We start from the raw sequence: 17,831 nt of genomic DNA on the forward strand, positions 1-17,831 counted from the left end.
TTCTTTTCTTAGATACCATCGTCGAAGGGGCGGAAGTCGTTTGACGCAGCCCGCCGCCACCGTTGCAGATAACCGCCGCGGTCGTCATCCTCGCGCAGCAGGAACCCTTCGGGCATGTACGGATAAACGTCGTCGCCTGTGACCATATCGCGGTCTTTCTCGCGCATCATCAGGTGACGCGGCAGAAATTCACCCGGATGGCTGAGGCCCGCAGCGCCGGTGATATCGGCCAGCGCCTTCATGGTGTTGCGGTGGAAATTCGCCACGCGCTGCGCTTTGTCCGGCACGTTCAGCGCGCGCTGGCGCCATTCGTCCTGCGTTGCAACGCCCGTCGGACAGTGGTTCGTGTGGCAAGCCTGCGCCTGAATGCACCCGACCGAGAACATGAACCCGCGAGCCGAGTTACACCAGTCCGCCCCCAGCGCCAGCGTGCGGGCGATGTCGAAGGACTGCACCAGCTTGCCGCTCGCACCGATGCGGATACGGTCGCGCAGACCCACGCCGCGCAGGGTATTGTGGGCAAAGGTCAGACCCTCGACCAGCGGCATCCCCATGTGGTTCGTGAATTCCAGCGGAGCCGCCCCCGTGCCGCCTTCCTTACCGTCGATCACGATGAAGTCGGGCGTGATCCCCGTCTCCAGCATGGCGCGGACGATGCACATGAACTCACGGCGGTGCCCGATGCACAGCTTGAAGCCCACGGGCTTGCCCTTCGACAGATCGCGAAGCTGCTGGATGAAGTCCATCATCTCCAGCGGCGTATCGAAGGCCGAATGGCTGGCGGGCGAATGGCAATCCTCGTTTGCGGGGATGTCACGCGCTTCAGCAATCTCTGGCGTGATCTTCGCGGCGGGCAGCATACCGCCCTGCCCCGGTTTCGCGCCTTGGGACAGCTTGAGTTCGATCATCTTCACCTGATCGTCCGCAGCCAGCGCCGCGAACTTTTCGGGATCGAAACGACCGTCGTGGGTGCGGCAGCCGAAGTAGCCCGTGCCGATCTCGAAAATCAGATCGCCGCCGCCTTCACGGTGATAACGGCTGATCCCGCCCTCGCCCGTGTCATGCGCGAACCCGCCGATCTTCGCGCCCTTGTTCAGCGCGGAGATGGCGTTGGCCGACAGCGCGCCAAAGCTCATGGCCGAGATGTTGTAGATCGACGCGGAGTAAGGCTTCGCACAATCATTACCGCCAATCAGAACGCGGAAGTCGGAGTCCGCGATCTTCTTGGGTTTGATCGAGTGCGTCATCCACTGATAGCCGGAATCGTAGACGCGCTTCTTCGTGCCAAATGGCCGCTTGTCCTCGACGTCCTTGGCGCGCTGATACACGATCGCCCGCGCTTCGCGGCTAAACGGCACCTCTTCGTCATCGCCTTCGATCAGATACTGGCGGATCTCGGGGCGGATGGTTTCGAACAGGTACCGGAAGTGACCAATGACGGGATAGTTGCGCAGCACCGCGTGCCGCGACTGGAGCATGTCGTAGATGCCCACCAGCATGAAGATCCCGCTGAGCGACCCGATCGCGTAGGACCAATCGTGCCAGACGGGGAACGCGAAACAGACGATGGTAATCACGACAGTGATCGCAAATACCAGATAACGGGCCAACATAGCGGGCTCCTTTATGCTTTTTCTTCCGGAAGCGAGGCGACCAGTTCCCTGACACGCTCGGCGTTGTCCTTGGCGCAGGTCAGATCGCGGTTGATCCGGTTATTTTCAAATCCGATGCGGGCTTTGCCGCCCATCTTGCGCGCTGCGAGAAGACAGTCGGTTTCCTCTGCGCCGAACGCGCAGACCGCCCAATCAACGTAGGGCAACATGGTCAGGAGTAAATTCGCAGGCTTGCCGAGGTCCGACGGCGTCGACCGTTGCCCCGGCGCATAGCGGCCCAGAACGATCAGCGCTTGCAGATGGTCGGACGGCACGATCCCGTCGGCCACCATATCCGCCAGCTTATGCACGTCCCCCGCGTCATAGAGGATATGCTGCACAGCCGTCCCTGCCGCATGGGTGTCGTGGTAGAAACGGCGCAGCACCTTGTCATCCTGCCCGACGATCATCTCGCGCACGGCAATACTGACGGCTTCGGCGTCGACATCGGCAACCAGCTGGCGCTGCTCTTCGGGGGTGTAGCGCCCCACGGCCTCGGTCGTGATCTGCACGTAGAAATCGGGCAGCTTCTGCTTGGTCTCCGCGATCAGCTCGCGATACGCACCTGCGTCCAGAACGTGCTGCTGGCCCGCGTCGCGGACATGGGCGTGGATGCCGTCGGCGCCCGCTTCTTTGCAGGCAACCGCACAGGCCACCGTCTTGGCAATCGTCACCGGAACGGCGGAGTGGTCTTTGGTCGTCAGCCGCGCCCCATTGGGCGCGACCATGATTTGCGGAAGGGGTCGCATTATTCGGCCAGTGCCTTTTCAACTGCGCCCGACAGCTTGGAGACAAGCTCGTCGATCTGCGCGTCTTCGATGATGAACGGCGGCGCAAGCAGAACGTGGTCTCCGCGCACCCCGTCGATGGTGCCGCCCATCGGGTAGCAGACGAGGCCCGCGTCAAAGGCGTTCTTCTTGATCTTGGCGTTCAGTTTGCGCGCCGGGTCGAACGGTTCCTTCGTGTCGCGGTCGGCCACGAACTCCACCCCGCGGAACAGGCCGCGACCACGGATGTCGCCCACATGCGGGTGCTGGCCGAATTCGGCCTCCAGCGCCGCTTGCAGCTTTTCGCCCTGCGTTCGGACGCGCGCCAGAAGGTCGTTTTCTTCAATTTCCGACAGCACGGCATTCGCCGCAGCCGCCGCCATCGCGTGACCCATGTAAGTATGACCGTGCTGGAAAAAGCCCGACCCGCTCGCAATCGCGTCGTAGATTTTGCCCTGCACCATCAGCGCACCAATCGGCTGGTATCCCGCGCCGAGGCCCTTTGCGATGGTGATCATATCGGGTGAAATGCCGTCTTCCTGACACGCGAACAGATAACCCGTCCGGCCCATGCCGCACATAACCTCGTCGAGGATCAGCAGGATACCGTGCTTGTCGCAAATCTCGCGGATACGCTTGAGGTAGCCTTTGACCGCAGGCACCGCGCCCGAGGTCGCGCCCACAACAGGCTCCGCGACGAATGCCATGACGCTCTCCGCGCCGAGGCGTTCGATCTCTGCCTCCAGCTCGTTCGCAACGCGCAGGCCGTAGGCTTCGACCGTCTCGCCGTCTTCGCGGCCACGGTATTCGTAGCAGGGCGAAATGTGCGAGGTCTCGACCAACAGCGGCGCGAACTGCGCGCGGCGCCATTCATTGCCGCCGGTAGCCAGCGCGCCAAGCGTATTGCCGTGGTAGCTCTGACGGCGGGCAATAACGCGGTGACGCTGGGGCTCGCCGATCTCCATAAAGTACTGACGGGCCAGCTTGATCGCCGCCTCGACAGCTTCGGAGCCGCCTGACACCAGATAGACGCGGTCGATGCCTTCGGGCGCAGCGGCGGTCAGACGGTCCGCCAGACGCTCCGCCGGATCGGAGGTGAAAAAGCCCGTGTGCGCGAACGCGACCTGATCGAGTTGCTCATGCAGGGCCGCGCGAACGCGGGCGTTGGAGTGACCGAGGCACGACACAGCCGCGCCGCCCGAACCGTCCAGATAACGCTTGCCCGAGGCATCGATCAGATAACAGCCATCCCCCGCGACGGCAGTGGGCAACTGGCCGCGCGTTGAACGTCCGAAAATGTGGGTCATGTGTCAGTTCCTTACGACATAAACCGATTGTTTGGCGTGGCGGACAACGCGGGCCGCATTCGGGCCGAGCAGATAGTCCGAGAACTCCGGTCGCAGCGCGCCCATGACAATCGTGTCCACCGCCAGCTTGTCGGCCGCGCGGAGGATTTCGTCATAGACCGTGCCGTGGGTGACGTGCGGACGCACGTCGATCCCGTCCGGAATGTTGGTGTTCACCCAGGACTTCAGCTTGTTGCCGAACGCCTTGAGCGCATCTTTTTCGAAGTCCTGTTTGAAGAACCCCGACACCTGCGCCATGCCGAAATCGGGCAGCACGGCAATGATGTGCATCGTGCCGTTGTCGTCCAGCAGGCGGAGCGCTTCTTTGAGAGGCGACAGCGATGCCGCCTCTTCGCTCAGGTCCACGGTGAGTAGGATTGAGTTAGCCATGTCCGCGCCCTCCTCAGAATGCGGGTTTCGTCTGGCGACGACGCTGCATCACCACGACAAGCGCCAGAAGCAGAACTGCAGGGATCCAGAAGATCTGCTTGGGCAGACGGTCCGCCGGATGCAGCAGGCTGGTCACTTCGACCCGCTCGTCCATGTAGAAGTCGAAGCCCTGAAGCTGCTGCTGGTACGGCGTGCCGAACATCGGCTCTTCCATATAAAGGTTGTCACCTTCCGGCATCAGGAACAGACCCGCCGCATCGGCGCGGCCCGTCGCGGGCTCGTCTTCGGTGACGGTGTGCACCAGCGTCAGCTCGCTCGGGCTACCGTCGATGAACGCAGGGCCAGAGACGACAAAGCGGATGGTGTCGCCCACGCTCGCCTCGTCAAAAGCCTGCGCCAGTTGGGTCGGCGGCAGTTCTTCGAAACGCGGCTGGATGCGGTCGAGCCAGAACCCCGGCACGAACAGCGTGAACGCGACGAGCAGCAGCGCGGCGCTTTCCCACTTGCGCGACGCGGCGAGGAAATAGCCCTGCGTCGCCGCTGCGAACAGCAACATCGCAACCGTTGCCACACAGAACACCATGATCGCTTGCAGGATGCCCGCGGTCGTTCCCAGATCGACGCCATACAGAATAAGCGTCGGGTTGTAGATGAACAGGAACGGCAGCGCGACGGTCCGCATCGAATAGAAGAACGCGGTAAAGCCCGTCTTGATCGGATCGCCGCCCGACACAGCCGCCGCCGCAAAGCTGGCGAGGCCGACGGGGGGCGTCACATCCGCCATGATGCCGAAGTAGAACACAAAGAGGTGCGCCGCGATCAGCGGAACGATCAGACCTTCCTGCGCGCCAAGCTGCACGACGACCGACGCCATCAGCGACGACACGACGATATAGTTGGCCGTGGTCGGCAGACCCATACCGAGGATCAGCGAGAACACACCCACCAGCAGCAGCATGATCATCAGGTGGCCGCCCGAAAGCATCTCCACCAGACCCGCAAGCTCGGTGCCGATCGGGGTTTTGGTCACGGTCGCCACGATGATACCCGCCGCAGCCGTCGCCACACCGATACCGATCATGTTGCGCGCGCCGGTGATCATGCCATCCACGAGGTCGATCAGACCCGCACGGAACGCGAGGCCAACGGACTCGCCGCGGAACATCGCCTTGAGCGGACGCTGGGTGATGATGATCGCGAGCATCACGGCCACAGCGTAGAATGCCGACTTCGCCGGAGACTGCATCTCCACCATCAGGAACCAGACCAGAACGAGGATCGGCAGCAGGTAGTGCAGACCGGTCGGGAAGACTTCCTTGACGGTCGGCAGGGTGAACTTGCCCGAATTCGGATCGTCCAGCGTCAAGTCCGGATGATGCGCAGCGGTGCGGACCATCAGAATGTAGGTCACGATGATCGCCGCCATGATGATCCAGCCCGAAATCGCCGGAGCCGCGCTTTGCAGCGTGCCGACCGCCCAGATCAGCGCGTAGAAGGCAGCGCCCGCCACGACGAAACCGATCGCGATTTTCAGGAACATCTTACCGAGGTTCGCCGCAGCACCCAGCGCAGGCATATCGCGCTTCAGCGCTTCGAGGTGCACGATGTAGACCAGCGCGATGTAGGAAATCACCGCCGGAATAAAGGCGTGCTTGATGACCTCGACGTAGGAAATGCCGACGAATTCCACCATCAGGAACGCCGCCGCGCCCATGACGGGGGGCATGATCTGGCCGTTGACCGAAGACGCAACCTCGACCGCGCCGGCCTTTTCGGACGAGAAGCCGACCTTCTTCATCAGCGGAATGGTGAAGGTACCAGTGGTCACAACGTTCGCAATCGACGAGCCCGAAATCAGGCCGGTCATCGCAGAGCCGACGACCGCCGCCTTCGCAGGACCGCCGCGCAGCGCGCCAAGGCCCGCAAACGCCAGCTGGATAAAGTAGTTACCCGCACCCGCCTTATCGAGGATCGCGCCGAACAGCACGAAGAGGAACACGAACGCCGTCGACACACCCAGCGGAATGCCGAACACACCCGTGGTATCAAGCCATTGCGCGTTCACGATAGCGGTGAAGGACAGACCCGCGTGCTCAATGATATCGGGGATCAGCCAGCCTTGGCCCATGTAGGCATAAAGCAGGAAGATCGACCCGACGATGGTCAGCGCAGGCCCCAAGGCGCGGCGCGACGCTTCGAGCAGAAGCAGGATACCCACCGAACCGATGACGATCTGCGGCGTGGTCGGCAGACCCGACCGCGCGGTCATCGCCAGTTCGCGGGAGAAAAGGAACACGTAGAACGCACAGCCCGCGCCGACGATGGCAAACACCCAGTCGAGCAGCGGAACGCGATCACGCGGGGAGGACTTCATCGCCGGATAGGCGAGGAAAGCCAGAAGAATGGCAAAACCGAGGTGAACGGGACGCGTCTGCGACGAGTTCAGAACGGGAACCCAAGCGCCGAACCACAGCTGCGGCTGCGCGATCCAGAGCTGGAAGAGCGACCAGGCAAACGCCGCGCCCGAGATAAAGAGCGCAACCGCCCTGTTGGTCGGATTACGACCGCCCGAGTCCGTGCTCGCAACGAGGTCCTGTAGCTCGTCGTCCGAGAAGGTCCGGTTCTGTTTAGTCTCTGCGTCACTCATTCAAAATGCCCCCGTCACGCTAGCAAAACAGGCCGCCGCCAGAAGCAGCGGCCTGTCAAATTCGATCAGCCGTGAATTAGTCGATCAGACCGGCTTCGCGGTAGTAGCGCTCTGCACCCGGGTGCAGCGGAGCCGACAGACCGTCGTTTGCCATCTGCTCGGGGTCGAGGTTCGCGAACGCCGGGTGCAGCGAACGGAAGCCGTCGATGTCTTCGAAGACAGCCTTGACCAGCTGGTAGACAACTTCTTCGTCAACAGCAGCCGAGGTCACGAGGGTCGCGCCAACGCCGAAGGTTTCGGTGTCTGCGTCGTTACCACGGTACATGCCGCCCGGAATGGTGGCGGTACGGTAGTAGGGGAACTCTTCCACGAGGCCGTCGATGACATCGCCGGTGACGTTCACGAGGGTTGCGTCACATGCGGTGGTGGCTTCCTGAATCGAACCCGACGGGTGACCGACGGTGTAGACCATGGCGTCGATGTTGTTGTCGCACAGTGCCTGCGACTGCTCGGCAGCCTGAAGCTCCGAAGTCAGCGCGAAGTCGTCCATGGTCCAGCCCATAGCGTTCATCACGACTTCCATCGTGTCGCGCTGGCCCGAACCCGGGTTGCCGACGTTGACGCGCTTGCCCTTGAGGTCTTCGAAGTTGACGATACCAGCGTCGGCACGGGCAACAACGGTGAACGGCTCGGGGTGGATCGAGAAGACCGAACGCAGATCCGGGTTTGCACCGGCTTCAGCGAGCGAGCCTTCGCCGTTGTAGGCTTTGAACTGGACGTCCGACTGTGCAACGCCGAATTCCAGCTCGCCCGAGCGGACAGCGTTCACGTTGTAAACCGAACCACCGGTCGACTCGACGGCGCAGCGGATGCCGTGCTCGGAACGGGTCTTGGCCATCATGCGGCAGATCGCGCCGCCGGTCGGGTAGTAAACGCCGGTGACGCCGCCGGTACCGATCGAGATGAAGTCTTGTGCAAACGCCGGTGCGCCTGCCACTGCCAGAGCGCCTGCGAGCGCAATGTTCGTGATTTTCATGTTTCTCTCCTCTGAAGGCTCATCATTTCGTGATGAGTATGCGTTTGTGATAACAAGCCATTCAGATAATGCAAATGTATTATTTTTTGTTTATATAAGCGCAAAATGCGCAACAAAACGAACGCATCAGGGGGTCTGGGATATGGAAAAGTACAAGGAAATCCGTCAGCTGCTTATAGGAGTTGTGGAGGACGGCACCCCTACACTCTCTTCTTTCGCGGCATGGATCCTCGATCACCTGAACGATGTCGCTTTCCAATCGATTCGCGGGCTTGCCACCATGGCGGAGGTGAACCCCAACACCGTCACACGCCTCGCGAGAGAATTGGGCTATGACGGATACGAAGCCTTTCGGCAAGACGTCCGCTCGCTTTTGAACCGCCCCCGCTCGCAATACAGCGACCGCGCGCAGGCGCTCAGCCAGAAGACCGGTTCGGACATCTGGCAGGAGGCTCTGTTCTCAAGCTGGACCAACGTCGAGACGCTTTTCACCCGCGAGGCGCTGGCGACCTTGGACGAATGCGTCGATCCGCTGCTGGAGGCGAAAAAAGTCTATTCGCTCGGCGTGCGCAGCTGCTTTTCCATTGCGCACTACTTTAGTTACGCGGGCGCGATGGCATTCGACAATTTCGTCCACGTCCCCGCGATGCCCGGCGCGATCCTCGACCAGATCAGCCGCGCCACGCCCGACGATATCGTTGTTGCGATCACCTATGAACACTATTCATCCGAGGTCGTCCGCGCCTGCCAGGTCGCGCGCGACGCAGGCGCGCGGGTTCTGGCACTGACCGACAGCTACCAGTCCCCCATCGCCATCGGCGCGTGGAAAGTCATTCGCCTCCCCATGAGCGGCCCGCAACTGATGCCCTCGCTGACCACGGCGTTCATCACCTGCGAACTCCTTTTGTCCGCCATGACCGCCCGCAGCCCGAACGCGGCAGAAAACGTCGCGAAGTTCGAAAGCGCGATCAGCCACTACGGTGGATACTTCAAGGACTGAGCTTGGGGGCTGCTCCAGCCTTTCGGGACGCGCGAGGCAGGGTAGACTTGCAGTATGGCCTAGCGGCCATAGCCTCCGGCGGAGGTATTTTTATCAGAATGAAGCGGTAACGCTGCGCCCGGTTTTTCAAAGCGGGTTGCTTTCATGCAGGGACAGGCATATGTGCGCCGCACCGGTCGCAGCCTACCCGGTCAACAAAACAAGGGGAAAATGATGAAAGTAGCTGTTGTCTGCTCCGGCGGACTGGATTCCGTATCGCTGGCCCATGTTGTTGCCGCCAGTGGAGATTTGAGCCGTTTGATCTCGTTCGACTATGGCCAGCGCCATAGCAAGGAGATTGACTCGGCTGCGGCCTGCGCCAAGCGTTTGGGCGTGCCGCATCATGTGATCGACTTGCGCTCTGTCGGGGCGAGCCTCACGGGCTCGGCGCTGACCGACGATGTCGATGTGCCCGACGGGCATTATGCCGAAGAAACCATGCGTATCACCGTGGTGCCGAACCGGAACGCCATCATGCTGACGATTGCCTATGGCATCGCGGCGGCGAACGGGGACGACCATGTGGCGACCGCTGTGCATGGCGGCGACCACTTTATCTATCCGGACTGCCGTCCCGCCTTTACCGAGGCGTTCGATGCCATGCAGAAGGCGGCGCTGGACGGGTATGCGGACGTGAGCCTTTACACGCCGTTCGTGCGTCGCTCAAAGGCGGATATCGTGACCGAAGGCGCCAAGGTGAACACGCCGTTCGCGGAGACGTGGTCCTGTTACAAAGGCGGTGAGATCCATTGCGGGCGTTGCGGCACCTGTGTCGAGCGGCGCGAAGCGTTCCATCTGGCGGGCGTCGAAGATCCGACGCCCTATGAAGATCCGGACTTCTGGATCAAGGCCGTCGAAGAGCGGGGACAGGGCTGATGTTCCGTATCTCCAAGGAATTCCATTTCTCTGCCTCGCACCAGCTGACGCACCTGCCGGACGATCACCAGTGCGCGCGTCTGCACGGGCACAACTATATCGTCGTCGTGGAGTTGGCCTCGGCCACGCTCAACAGTGACGGGTTCGTGCGGGACTATCATGAGCTGAAGCCGCTCAAGACCTATATCGACGACACCTTCGATCACCGTCACCTCAACGACGTGATGGAAGGACACTCGACCGCCGAAAACATGGCCAAGCATTTCTTTGACTGGTGCAAAGCGCGCTGGCCCGAGACCTCGGCTGTGAAGGTGTCCGAGACGCCGAAGACTTGGGCAGAGTTCCGGCCATGAGCAATCTGCGCATCGCCGAAATCTTTGGTCCCACCGTTCAGGGCGAAGGCGCGCTGATCGGCGAGCCGACGGTGTTCATCCGCACAGGCGGCTGTGATTACCGCTGTTCGTGGTGCGACTCCATGCACGCGGTGGATAGCGAGTATCGCCACACGTGGCTGCCGATGACCGACGAGGCCGTCTGGTCCGAGGTGCGTGACCTGTCGGGCGGCGTGCCGCTGACGGTGTCGATCTCGGGCGGCAATCCGGCCATTCAGGATTTCACCGGCGTCATCGCTTTGGGGAAGGCCGAGGGCTATCGTTTTGCCTGCGAGACCCAAGGCTCTGTCGCACGTCCGTGGTTTGCCGATCTGTCGATGCTGGTCCTGTCGCCCAAGCCGCCGTCGAGCGGTGAGACCGTCGATTGGGACATGTTCGCCGAGTGTGTCGCCGCCGCCAAGGACGCGCCGCGCTGCATGAAGATCGTCATTTTCGACGACACCGATTACGCGTGGGCCAAGGACGCCGCCGCGCGGTATCCGGATATGCAGCTTTATCTGCAACCGGGCAATCCGATGGTCGATCCCGATAGGCCGGTCGATCTGGAACAGACCACCGAGCGGCTGGAATGGCTGATCGACAAGGTCACTGCCGACCGTTTCTTCCGCGCGCGGGTTCTGCCGCAGCTTCACGTGATGGTGTGGGGCAACAAGCGGGGCGTCTGACGGGCGCCCCTGCATTCCCTGTTGTACTCTGCCGATAAGAGGCAGAGAAACAGGGACAAGTTTCGCTTGTGAGAGCTCGCCTTGCACTTTGTGGTCTACGTCAATGGCATCGTGATGGTGTTTCTGGCTGCCTTGATGGGGCTGGATGCGCTCTTCTTCCGCGAAACCGCCGTACACTTCCTGACGTCGGCGGTGATCGTGGGCTGCGTTGGCGGGCTGATGGCGGTTGCCACCGCGCACCGCCGCGACCGCGTCCACAGGCTGCACCTTTTCCTGATGACATCCTCGGTCTGGCTGATCGCCGCGCTGGTCGGTGCGATCCCGCTGGAGTTCTGGGGCATGCACGCCATCGACGCCATTTTCGAGGCGATGTCAGGCATCACCACCACAGGTTCGACCGTGATGAGCGGATTGGACCAGACGCCCAAGGGCATCATTTTCTGGCGGGCGTTGTTGCAGGCGCTCGGCGGGGTCGGGTTCATCGTGACGGGCATCGCGATGCTGCCGTTCCTCAAGGTCGGCGGGATGCAGCTTTTCCGCACCGAAAGTTCGGACAAGGGCGATAAGGAGGTGCGCAATGCCGCGACCTTTGCTTCCTCTACCCTGAAAATCTACGTCTGCCTGATCGCCATTTGCGCGCTGCTGTACCTCGCGGGCGGGATGAGCGGGTTCGACGCGATCACCCACGCGATGACGACGCTTTCGACGGGTGGGTATTCGGGCTACGACGCCTCCTTCGGCCATTTCGAGAGCGCCTATCTGCAATGGGTCTGCACGCTGTTCATGCTGCTCGGGGCGCTTCCTTTCGCGTGGTACATCCGCTTTATCCTGCGCCGCACCGTGCGGTCCGAGCAGGTGAACGCGATGCTGATTTCGTTGACAGCTGTCATCCTGCCGATGTCCGCGTGGCTGGCGCTCCACCAGCAGATCGACCTACTGACCGCGCTGCGGATGGTGGCGTTCAACGTGATTTCTGTCGTGACGACCACGGGCTACGCGACCACCGATTACACCCTTTGGGGACCGTTCGCGGTGATGGGGTTCTTTATCCTGACGGCAACGGGCGGCTGCACTGGCTCGACCGCAGGCGGGGGCAAAGCAATGCGTTGGCTGATCGCTGCGCGGGCCATCTGGGCATCGCTAAAGAAGGTGCGCAGCCCGAACCGCATCTCAGAGGTCTACTTCGAAGGCCGCCGCGTCGAGCCAGACGTCATGAGCGGTGTGGTCTCGTTCCTCGTGTTCTACGCCATCACCTTTGGCCTGATGTCTGCCGCGCTCACCATGCTGGGGCTGGACCTGTCGACGGCGACCTCGGGCGCGCTCACCGCACTGGCCAACGTCGGCCCTGGCGTGGGTGACATCATCGGGCCGGCGGGCAACTTCGCCACGCTGTCCGCGCCGGTCAAAGCGGTCCTAACCTTCGGCATGTACCTCGGCCGGTTGGAGATGCTCACCGTCTTTGTCCTCTTCACCCCCCTTTTCTGGCGGGAAGTTTTGGTCGACACGCGCAACTAGAACGTTAATCATAGAAAAGTATTTCAGTGATTGAGGTTTATTGCGATGGACGCCTCGGATTTTTCCGCGCTCGACTCCCATTTGATTGACGAACCTTCCTTTTGCGAAAAACTCCGAACCGAGGCCGAGGCGCAACTGGCGTTCTTCCGCAGATCGCTGAGGGCCGATGGCGGGTTTGACCTGCTGGCGTTTGACGGCACCCCGATCACCGGGCAGGACCAAGGGCTGACAGGCACCGCGCGGCACGTCTATTCCTACGCGCTCGCCAAATCGACGGGCCACGCAGATTGCGATGACATGATCGACGCGGGCCTGACGTGGCTCGACAGCCATTTCCGCGACAAGGCCCACGGCGGTTTTTACTGGACGCTGAATGGCACCGAACCGACCGTCGATCACAAAATGGCCTATGGGCACGTCCATGTGCTGCTCGCCGCATCCGCCGCAACGCAAGTCGGTCATCCGCTTGGCCCCAAACTGCTGGAGGATCTGTCGGACCTCCTTCTGAACCGTTTCATGGACAGCTCCGCCGGTCTGCTGGCCGACGAGTTTTCCCGCGATTGGAGCTATTGCTCCGCCTACCGCGGCTATAACGCCAACATGCACGGGCTGGAGGCATACCTCGCCGCCTATGAAACCACGGGCGACACGGGTTTTCTGGCCCGCGCCGAACAGGTGATCGACTTTTTCGCGAACCGCATCGCGCGGGCAAACCACTGGCGGGTGATCGAACATTACGATGCCAACTGGTCGCCCGACATGGACTACGACGGTCATTTCGCGCTGACCCCGCGCGGCACGACACCGGGGCATTCGTTCGAACTGGCGCGGCTGATGATCCAGTATTGGGACCTCGCCGGACAGCCGCGGGGCGACCTCGTTTATGACGCGCGCAACATCATCGACACCGCGCTGGCCGATGCTTGGGATGATGACGGCGGCATTTCATATACGCTCGACTACGATGGCCGCATCCTGAACCCCGCCCGTTACTGGTGGCCCGTGACCGAAGCGATCCTCGCGTTGCAGGCGCTCATCAAGGTCGCACCGATGCCCAACGACGAAGGCCGTTTCCGCAGGCTCTGGGACGAGGCCGAGGCGCTGTTTATCGACCACGACTATGGCGGCTGGTTCCACGAGGTCGCGCCCGACGGCACCCCGACCGAGGCGACGGTCCGCGGCAAGCCCGATCTTTATCATTCGATCCAGGCCGCGATCCTGCCCGCGCAAAAGGGCGTGACGCGCATCATGAGCGCGTAAATCGGATATTGCTCCGCCTGCTTCGAGGATTATGTTGGCCCTCGGAGGTACATCCAACCGATGCCCAAAACCCGCGCCCATCAACACGTCGCTCGCGCTGTCTGGTTCAGCATCGGCGTCATCATGATCGTGCTTGCGGTCATCGGCGCGGTCCTCCCGATCATGCCGACGACGGTGTTCGTGATCATGGCGGCATTCGCGTTCGGCAAATCGTCACCGGCGATCGAGGCGTATCTGCTCAACCACCGCTATTTCGGCCCGATCATTCAGGACTGGCGCAAGTACGGGGCCATCGTGACCTGCCCCTTTTCTCAGGGCCACTTGTGAGAAGAGCCTGTTCCCCTTTTGTGTGCCATCATTCGGCTGCGTGAGCAATGGGCGCAGGCGCGGAGCCATCAGGTAGCTCAAGCGTCGGTGCCCATTGCGTTTTGTCGAAGGGCCGCGCTGCGGCGAACTCCTCCGGCGTCTGATACTTCAAGCTGCTGTGCGGGCGTTCCGTATTGTAATCGGCCCTCCATTCTTCGATAATCTCTCGGGCTTCACCGATGCTCGTGAACCAGTGCTGGTTCAGGCATTCCTCGCGGAACCGCCCGTTGAAGCTCTCGATGTAAGCATTCTGCGTAGGTTTCCCCGGGTCGATGAAATACAGCTGCACGCCGTGATCATCGGCCCATCTGTCCATGGCCCGACCACGAAGTTCCGGGCCGTTATCAACGACCAGGATATCGGGGTATCCTCGCTCCCGGGCAACCCGCTCCAGCATTTCCACAACCCGCTCACCAGGCAGAGAAAAGTCCACCTCGATCACCGGGCATTCGCGGGTGCAATCGTCCTTGAGATTGGCGGTGCGGAACTTCCGGCCATTGGCCAACGCATCGCTGGTGAAGTCGAGCGACCAACGCTGGTTGGCAGCGATCGGGCACCAACTGCCCTCACGCGCCTCGCGCGGGATCTTCTTGCGCTTCGTCCGGCGCAGCCATAGGCGCTCCTCCCGATAGAGGCGCTCGACGACCTTCACGTTCACCTTGAAGTCCTCGCGGACAAGCTTGGCATGCAGCATGCGATAACCATACCTCCTGTGTTTGCCTGAAAGAGTGATCAGGCGTTCTCGAAGTCGCACATGGCGGTCTGGCCGTGCCCGATAGGCCAGGCTCGACCGCGAAATCCCGACCAGCCTGCACGCCCGCCGCTCCGTGAACTGATGATCCGCCATCAGCGTCTTCACGGCATCCCGGCGGTGTGCAGGCGTCAGGAGTTTTTTGCCAGCAGCCCTTTCAGACCCGAATTGTCGAGCATGGCATCCGCCAGAAGCCGCTTGAGTTCAGCGTTCTCGGCTTCCAGATCTTTCAGGCGGCGCAGTTCGGAAACCTGCATGCCCCCATACCGGCTCTTCCACTTGTAGAGCGTCGCATCCGACATGCCATGCTTGCGACACAGCTCCGCGACCTTCGCCCCGGCCGTATATTCCTGCAAAATCCGGACAATCTGTTCTTCCGTGAAACGTGATTTACGCATTCTTTGTTCTCCTCGTTGCTTCGAACGTTACGAGAACAAACTCTCCTTTTGAATGGCCCAGTTTCTTGGGGGCAGGTCAATCGCGCCCAAGTACAAAGTCATCGCTATCGGCGCGATGCTGGTGACCGTCGTGTCCGCCCTCGTGCTCGGCGCGCCGCAGAAGGTCATCATCATCCAGCTTGTCTGCATCTCGCTCGTTGCGATCTACATCGTGACCCGCCCATCGGGACGGGTCGACGCGGACTAGATCTGCATCAGGTCGGTGTTGAGATCCTTTTGCAGGCGCTCGTGCTTGCGGAACTCCGCGATGAGCTGACCGAAGGTTTCAATGCCCCGCGCCTCGACCATTTTCAGCATTTTCTGGAACGCCTCGGCGGTGGCAATCGTGTCGCCCATAGCCGTGTGGCGCGCGCCTTCGGGAATGCGGACACCCAGCCGTTCACAGATTGAATCCAGCGAGTGCTTTTCGCCGCGTCCAAACAGGAATGCGGACAGCAAAACAGTGTCTATCACTGGCTGATCGAAGCTTTTTCCGATCCCCGCCTCGTGCCGCCGCAGGAACTCCATATCAAAGGGCGCGTTGTGCGCCACCAGCACGGACTCCTTGGCAAAGGCGTGGAATTGCCGCCCCACCACGTCGAAGGTCGGGCGCTGCGCCACCATGTCGTCGGTGATGCCGTGCAGGTTGGTCGTCTGAATCGGAATGGGCCGTCCGGGATTGACCAGTTGCTCCATCACCTCGTTCGGCACGATCCGCCCGTTGACGATACGCAGGGCGGCGATCTGGCAAATCTCGTCACCTTGGGACGGCATCAGGCCGGTCGTTTCGGTGTCGAAGACGGTGTAGGTCATCTCCGACAGCTTGGCCTTGATCAGCTCGGTCGGCGGCGGGCGGCGCAGGAGTTCGAAGTCGTAATTCACGCCGGTCGCCAGCTTGGTCGAGTGCTGACCAATGGTCTTGGGCAGCGGGATTTTCAGGATATACCGCCCTGCCCCGTCCTCTTCGGGCCAACATTCGGTCCCGTGCAGGCGCAGGACCGAGCGGCCCGTCAGCACCGTGCGGCGATCCGGCAGAGGCGCTGCGATGCATTCCGCCAGACGGTCGTAATAGAGTTGCTGACCGCTCCACCCCAGACCGATCACCGTCATGCCGGCCTCTTCGCGGATGATGAGCGACAGCGCCCGCGCGTTGTGCTGTTTCGCGATGAGTCTTGCCAGCTGCGCAACCAGCGACGCCATCGGCGACAGCGCGATATTGAGGCGGTACTGCTCGTGACCTTCGGCGATCAGTGTCACACCATCTAGACGGCTGCGGATCGCGCGGATGAACTTGGTCGGAGAAATTTCTTCCAGCGGCCAGTACGCCTCGCGCGTTTTGCGATATGCCGCGTCCATGTTGTTGACCTGTGCGATCAGCTTGTGGGTTCTCGTCAGCAGCGCCTCGGAGACGGTGATATCGGCGGCAAGGCTCGGGGATTGTTCGCGCAGCGCAAGGTTGGCTTCGAGCGCGGCAAGTTCGGGGCGGAGCGTGACGAAGAGGTCCGCCATGAGCGTTCCCGCCGCAATCGCGTTGCGCGTCTCGAAACTCGCGTCCCGCAGGACCAGCACATAGGGCGGCTGCGCATCGACGGTGCTGGGCGCGTAGAGCAGACGCACCTCGCCCATGATGAACTGACCCGTGCGCGCGTTCTCCATCAAGAAAGTGACCGAACGGTCGGGCGAATGGCTAGCGACCGCGAGGTTATACGCCTCCAGCAGCGGGCCGTATTCGGTGAATTCGAACACCGACCGCCCCAAGGCCATCGCGGTTTCGCCCTCGTTCAGCAGCACGGTGGCCGCGCCATTGTAGAACGTCACCGTGTGGCGACCCGAGCAGACGACGACCCCCAAAGGCAGGACCGCAAGTGTCTGGATCAGCTTTTCCAGCTCGCTGCTCATCCGAGTGGTTTCATGCGCCACGGACTCCGCCATCGAATTGCGCGCGTTGCTGAGGCTGCGTCCGATTTGCTCCACCGCCGGAACGAGATCGCCCAGATAGCGAGTCATTTCCGGACTGGGCGGCACCGCGCTGTCGTGCTGGGCGCGGGCTTGAAGGTGATTTGCGACGGCTTGGATCGGCGTCGCGAGGTTCTGGTCGAACAGCGTCCAGACCCACGTCAGGAATGCCGCGAGGAAGATGATCGACAGGACCATGGGCAGCGCCGGACCCGCGTCGGGATAAAGGCGGCCAAACGCTGCGGAGAGCAGAATGATCGCCACGCTGCCCACGAACATGAGGACAAAGAACAGCCCCATCCGCGTCCGGAGCTTTTTCCTGCGGAGAATTGCCATCATAGCCGCACTCCCTTCCCTAATTCCGAAATCGCGTAATTCAATTCGGGCAGATCGAACGGCAACGGCAGCACCACCGTCGCGCCCACGCCACTGGCTTTGAGCCGCACGATGTCATTGTCGGCGGGGATCATCAGCGCGATCGGGATGTCACGAAAATCGGCTTCGAGGCGGACCCATTGCGTAAACGCAAAGCCCGACATGGTAGGCAATTGGGCATTGATCAGAAGAGCGTCGGGTTTGTGGAGCTGCAAGCTTTCCATGGCCGCGTTGGCCGAGCGAACGTACGAGGTGGTGTAGCCTTCCTCCTCGATCAACGTCGACAGCGACTGCCCGAAGGTCAGATCGTGTTCAACAATCAGAATGTAATTCGCGTTCATAAGGAACCCCAATCAGTGTT

Annotated in this window: 17 protein-coding genes; 8 read left to right on the top strand and 9 right to left on the bottom strand. The window is 61.6% G+C overall.

Going from position 1 to position 17,831, the window contains the following annotated elements:
• Nucleotides 1–8 precede the first annotated feature (8 nt).
• The 6 genes from IF204_RS16980 to IF204_RS17005 form a co-directional block, all read right to left on the bottom strand.
• The gene (locus IF204_RS16980; protein WP_194098367.1) at nucleotides 9–1,613 is read right to left on the bottom strand and encodes an FMN-binding glutamate synthase family protein; all 1,605 of its coding nucleotides are present in this window, start codon (nucleotides 1,611–1,613) and stop codon (nucleotides 9–11) included.
• A gap of 11 nt (nucleotides 1,614–1,624) precedes the next feature.
• A complete protein-coding gene (locus tag IF204_RS16985) occupies nucleotides 1,625–2,401 on the bottom strand; it encodes a BKACE family enzyme (protein WP_194098368.1) in 777 nt (258 codons plus the stop codon).
• The gene (locus IF204_RS16990) at nucleotides 2,401–3,726 is read right to left on the bottom strand and encodes an aspartate aminotransferase family protein (protein ID WP_194098369.1); all 1,326 of its coding nucleotides are present in this window, start codon (nucleotides 3,724–3,726) and stop codon (nucleotides 2,401–2,403) included. Before IF204_RS16990 ends, IF204_RS16985 begins: the two co-directional genes overlap by 1 nt.
• A 3-nt stretch (nucleotides 3,727–3,729) precedes the next feature.
• Nucleotides 3,730–4,155, bottom strand: a complete 426-nt coding sequence (locus tag IF204_RS16995; RefSeq protein WP_194098370.1) for a universal stress protein — start codon at nucleotides 4,153–4,155, stop codon at nucleotides 3,730–3,732.
• Between the two features lie 13 nt (nucleotides 4,156–4,168).
• Nucleotides 4,169–6,802, bottom strand: a complete 2,634-nt coding sequence (locus IF204_RS17000) for a TRAP transporter permease (RefSeq protein WP_194098371.1) — start codon at nucleotides 6,800–6,802, stop codon at nucleotides 4,169–4,171.
• A 76-nt stretch (nucleotides 6,803–6,878) separates the two neighbouring features.
• A complete protein-coding gene (locus IF204_RS17005) occupies nucleotides 6,879–7,838 on the bottom strand; it encodes a TAXI family TRAP transporter solute-binding subunit (protein ID WP_194098372.1) in 960 nt (319 codons plus the stop codon).
• Nucleotides 7,839–7,980: 142 nt separating this feature from the next.
• Between IF204_RS17005 and IF204_RS17010 the strand changes: the two genes are divergently transcribed.
• The 7 genes from IF204_RS17010 (at nucleotide 7,981) to IF204_RS17040 (ending at nucleotide 13,912) form a co-directional block, all read left to right on the top strand.
• The gene (locus tag IF204_RS17010; RefSeq protein WP_194098373.1) at nucleotides 7,981–8,838 is read left to right on the top strand and encodes a MurR/RpiR family transcriptional regulator; all 858 of its coding nucleotides are present in this window, start codon (nucleotides 7,981–7,983) and stop codon (nucleotides 8,836–8,838) included.
• Between the two features lie 213 nt (nucleotides 8,839–9,051).
• Nucleotides 9,052–9,753 carry a 7-cyano-7-deazaguanine synthase QueC gene (gene queC / locus IF204_RS17015; protein WP_194098374.1) on the top strand — a complete coding sequence of 234 codons (702 nt, stop codon included), beginning with the start codon at nucleotides 9,052–9,054 and terminating at the stop codon, nucleotides 9,751–9,753.
• Nucleotides 9,753–10,106 carry a 6-carboxytetrahydropterin synthase QueD gene (gene queD / locus IF204_RS17020; RefSeq protein WP_194098375.1) on the top strand — a complete coding sequence of 118 codons (354 nt, stop codon included), beginning with the start codon at nucleotides 9,753–9,755 and terminating at the stop codon, nucleotides 10,104–10,106. Before queC ends, queD begins: the two co-directional genes overlap by 1 nt.
• Complete coding sequence (gene queE / locus IF204_RS17025; RefSeq protein ID WP_194098376.1) at nucleotides 10,103–10,810, top strand: 7-carboxy-7-deazaguanine synthase QueE; 708 nt, start codon at nucleotides 10,103–10,105, stop codon at nucleotides 10,808–10,810. The genes queD and queE overlap by 4 nt, the downstream gene beginning before the upstream one ends.
• Nucleotides 10,811–10,900: 90 nt before the next feature.
• Nucleotides 10,901–12,325 (top strand): TrkH family potassium uptake protein, encoded by a 1,425-nt coding sequence (locus tag IF204_RS17030; RefSeq protein ID WP_322743307.1) that lies wholly within the window; start codon nucleotides 10,901–10,903, stop codon nucleotides 12,323–12,325.
• 81 nt (nucleotides 12,326–12,406) lie between these two features.
• Complete coding sequence (locus tag IF204_RS17035) at nucleotides 12,407–13,585, top strand: AGE family epimerase/isomerase (protein ID WP_194098378.1); 1,179 nt, start codon at nucleotides 12,407–12,409, stop codon at nucleotides 13,583–13,585.
• A 60-nt stretch (nucleotides 13,586–13,645) separates the two neighbouring features.
• On the top strand, nucleotides 13,646–13,912 hold the full coding sequence (locus IF204_RS17040; protein ID WP_194098379.1) for a YbaN family protein: 267 nt from the start codon (nucleotides 13,646–13,648) through the stop codon (nucleotides 13,910–13,912).
• Between the two features lie 28 nt (nucleotides 13,913–13,940).
• On the opposite strand, the gene IF204_RS17045 is transcribed toward IF204_RS17040, so the two are convergent.
• Nucleotides 13,941–15,100 (bottom strand): IS3 family transposase gene (locus IF204_RS17045; RefSeq protein ID WP_194093722.1). Its coding sequence is split into 2 segments (ribosomal slippage): nucleotides 13,941–14,848 and nucleotides 14,848–15,100, totalling 1,161 coding nucleotides; the frame shifts between segments, so codons are not numbered across the junction.
• A gap of 52 nt (nucleotides 15,101–15,152) precedes the next feature.
• On the opposite strand from IF204_RS17045, the gene IF204_RS17050 reads away from it, so the two are divergent.
• Nucleotides 15,153–15,347, top strand: a complete 195-nt coding sequence (locus IF204_RS17050; RefSeq protein ID WP_194098380.1) for a YbaN family protein — start codon at nucleotides 15,153–15,155, stop codon at nucleotides 15,345–15,347.
• On the opposite strand, the gene IF204_RS17055 is transcribed toward IF204_RS17050, so the two are convergent.
• Nucleotides 15,344–17,434: a 3'-5' exonuclease gene (locus IF204_RS17055; protein WP_194098381.1), complete on the bottom strand. Its 2,091-nt coding sequence runs from the start codon at nucleotides 17,432–17,434 to the stop codon at nucleotides 15,344–15,346. The genes IF204_RS17050 and IF204_RS17055 overlap by 4 nt on opposite strands.
• Nucleotides 17,431–17,811, bottom strand: coding sequence for a response regulator (locus tag IF204_RS17060; RefSeq protein WP_194098382.1), 381 nt, complete (start codon nucleotides 17,809–17,811; stop codon nucleotides 17,431–17,433). Before IF204_RS17060 ends, IF204_RS17055 begins: the two co-directional genes overlap by 4 nt.
• Nucleotides 17,812–17,831 lie beyond the last annotated feature (20 nt).

This window comes from Marivivens aquimaris, from assembly GCF_015220045.1.
GTDB classification, from domain to species: Bacteria; Pseudomonadota; Alphaproteobacteria; order Rhodobacterales; family Rhodobacteraceae; genus Marivivens; species Marivivens aquimaris.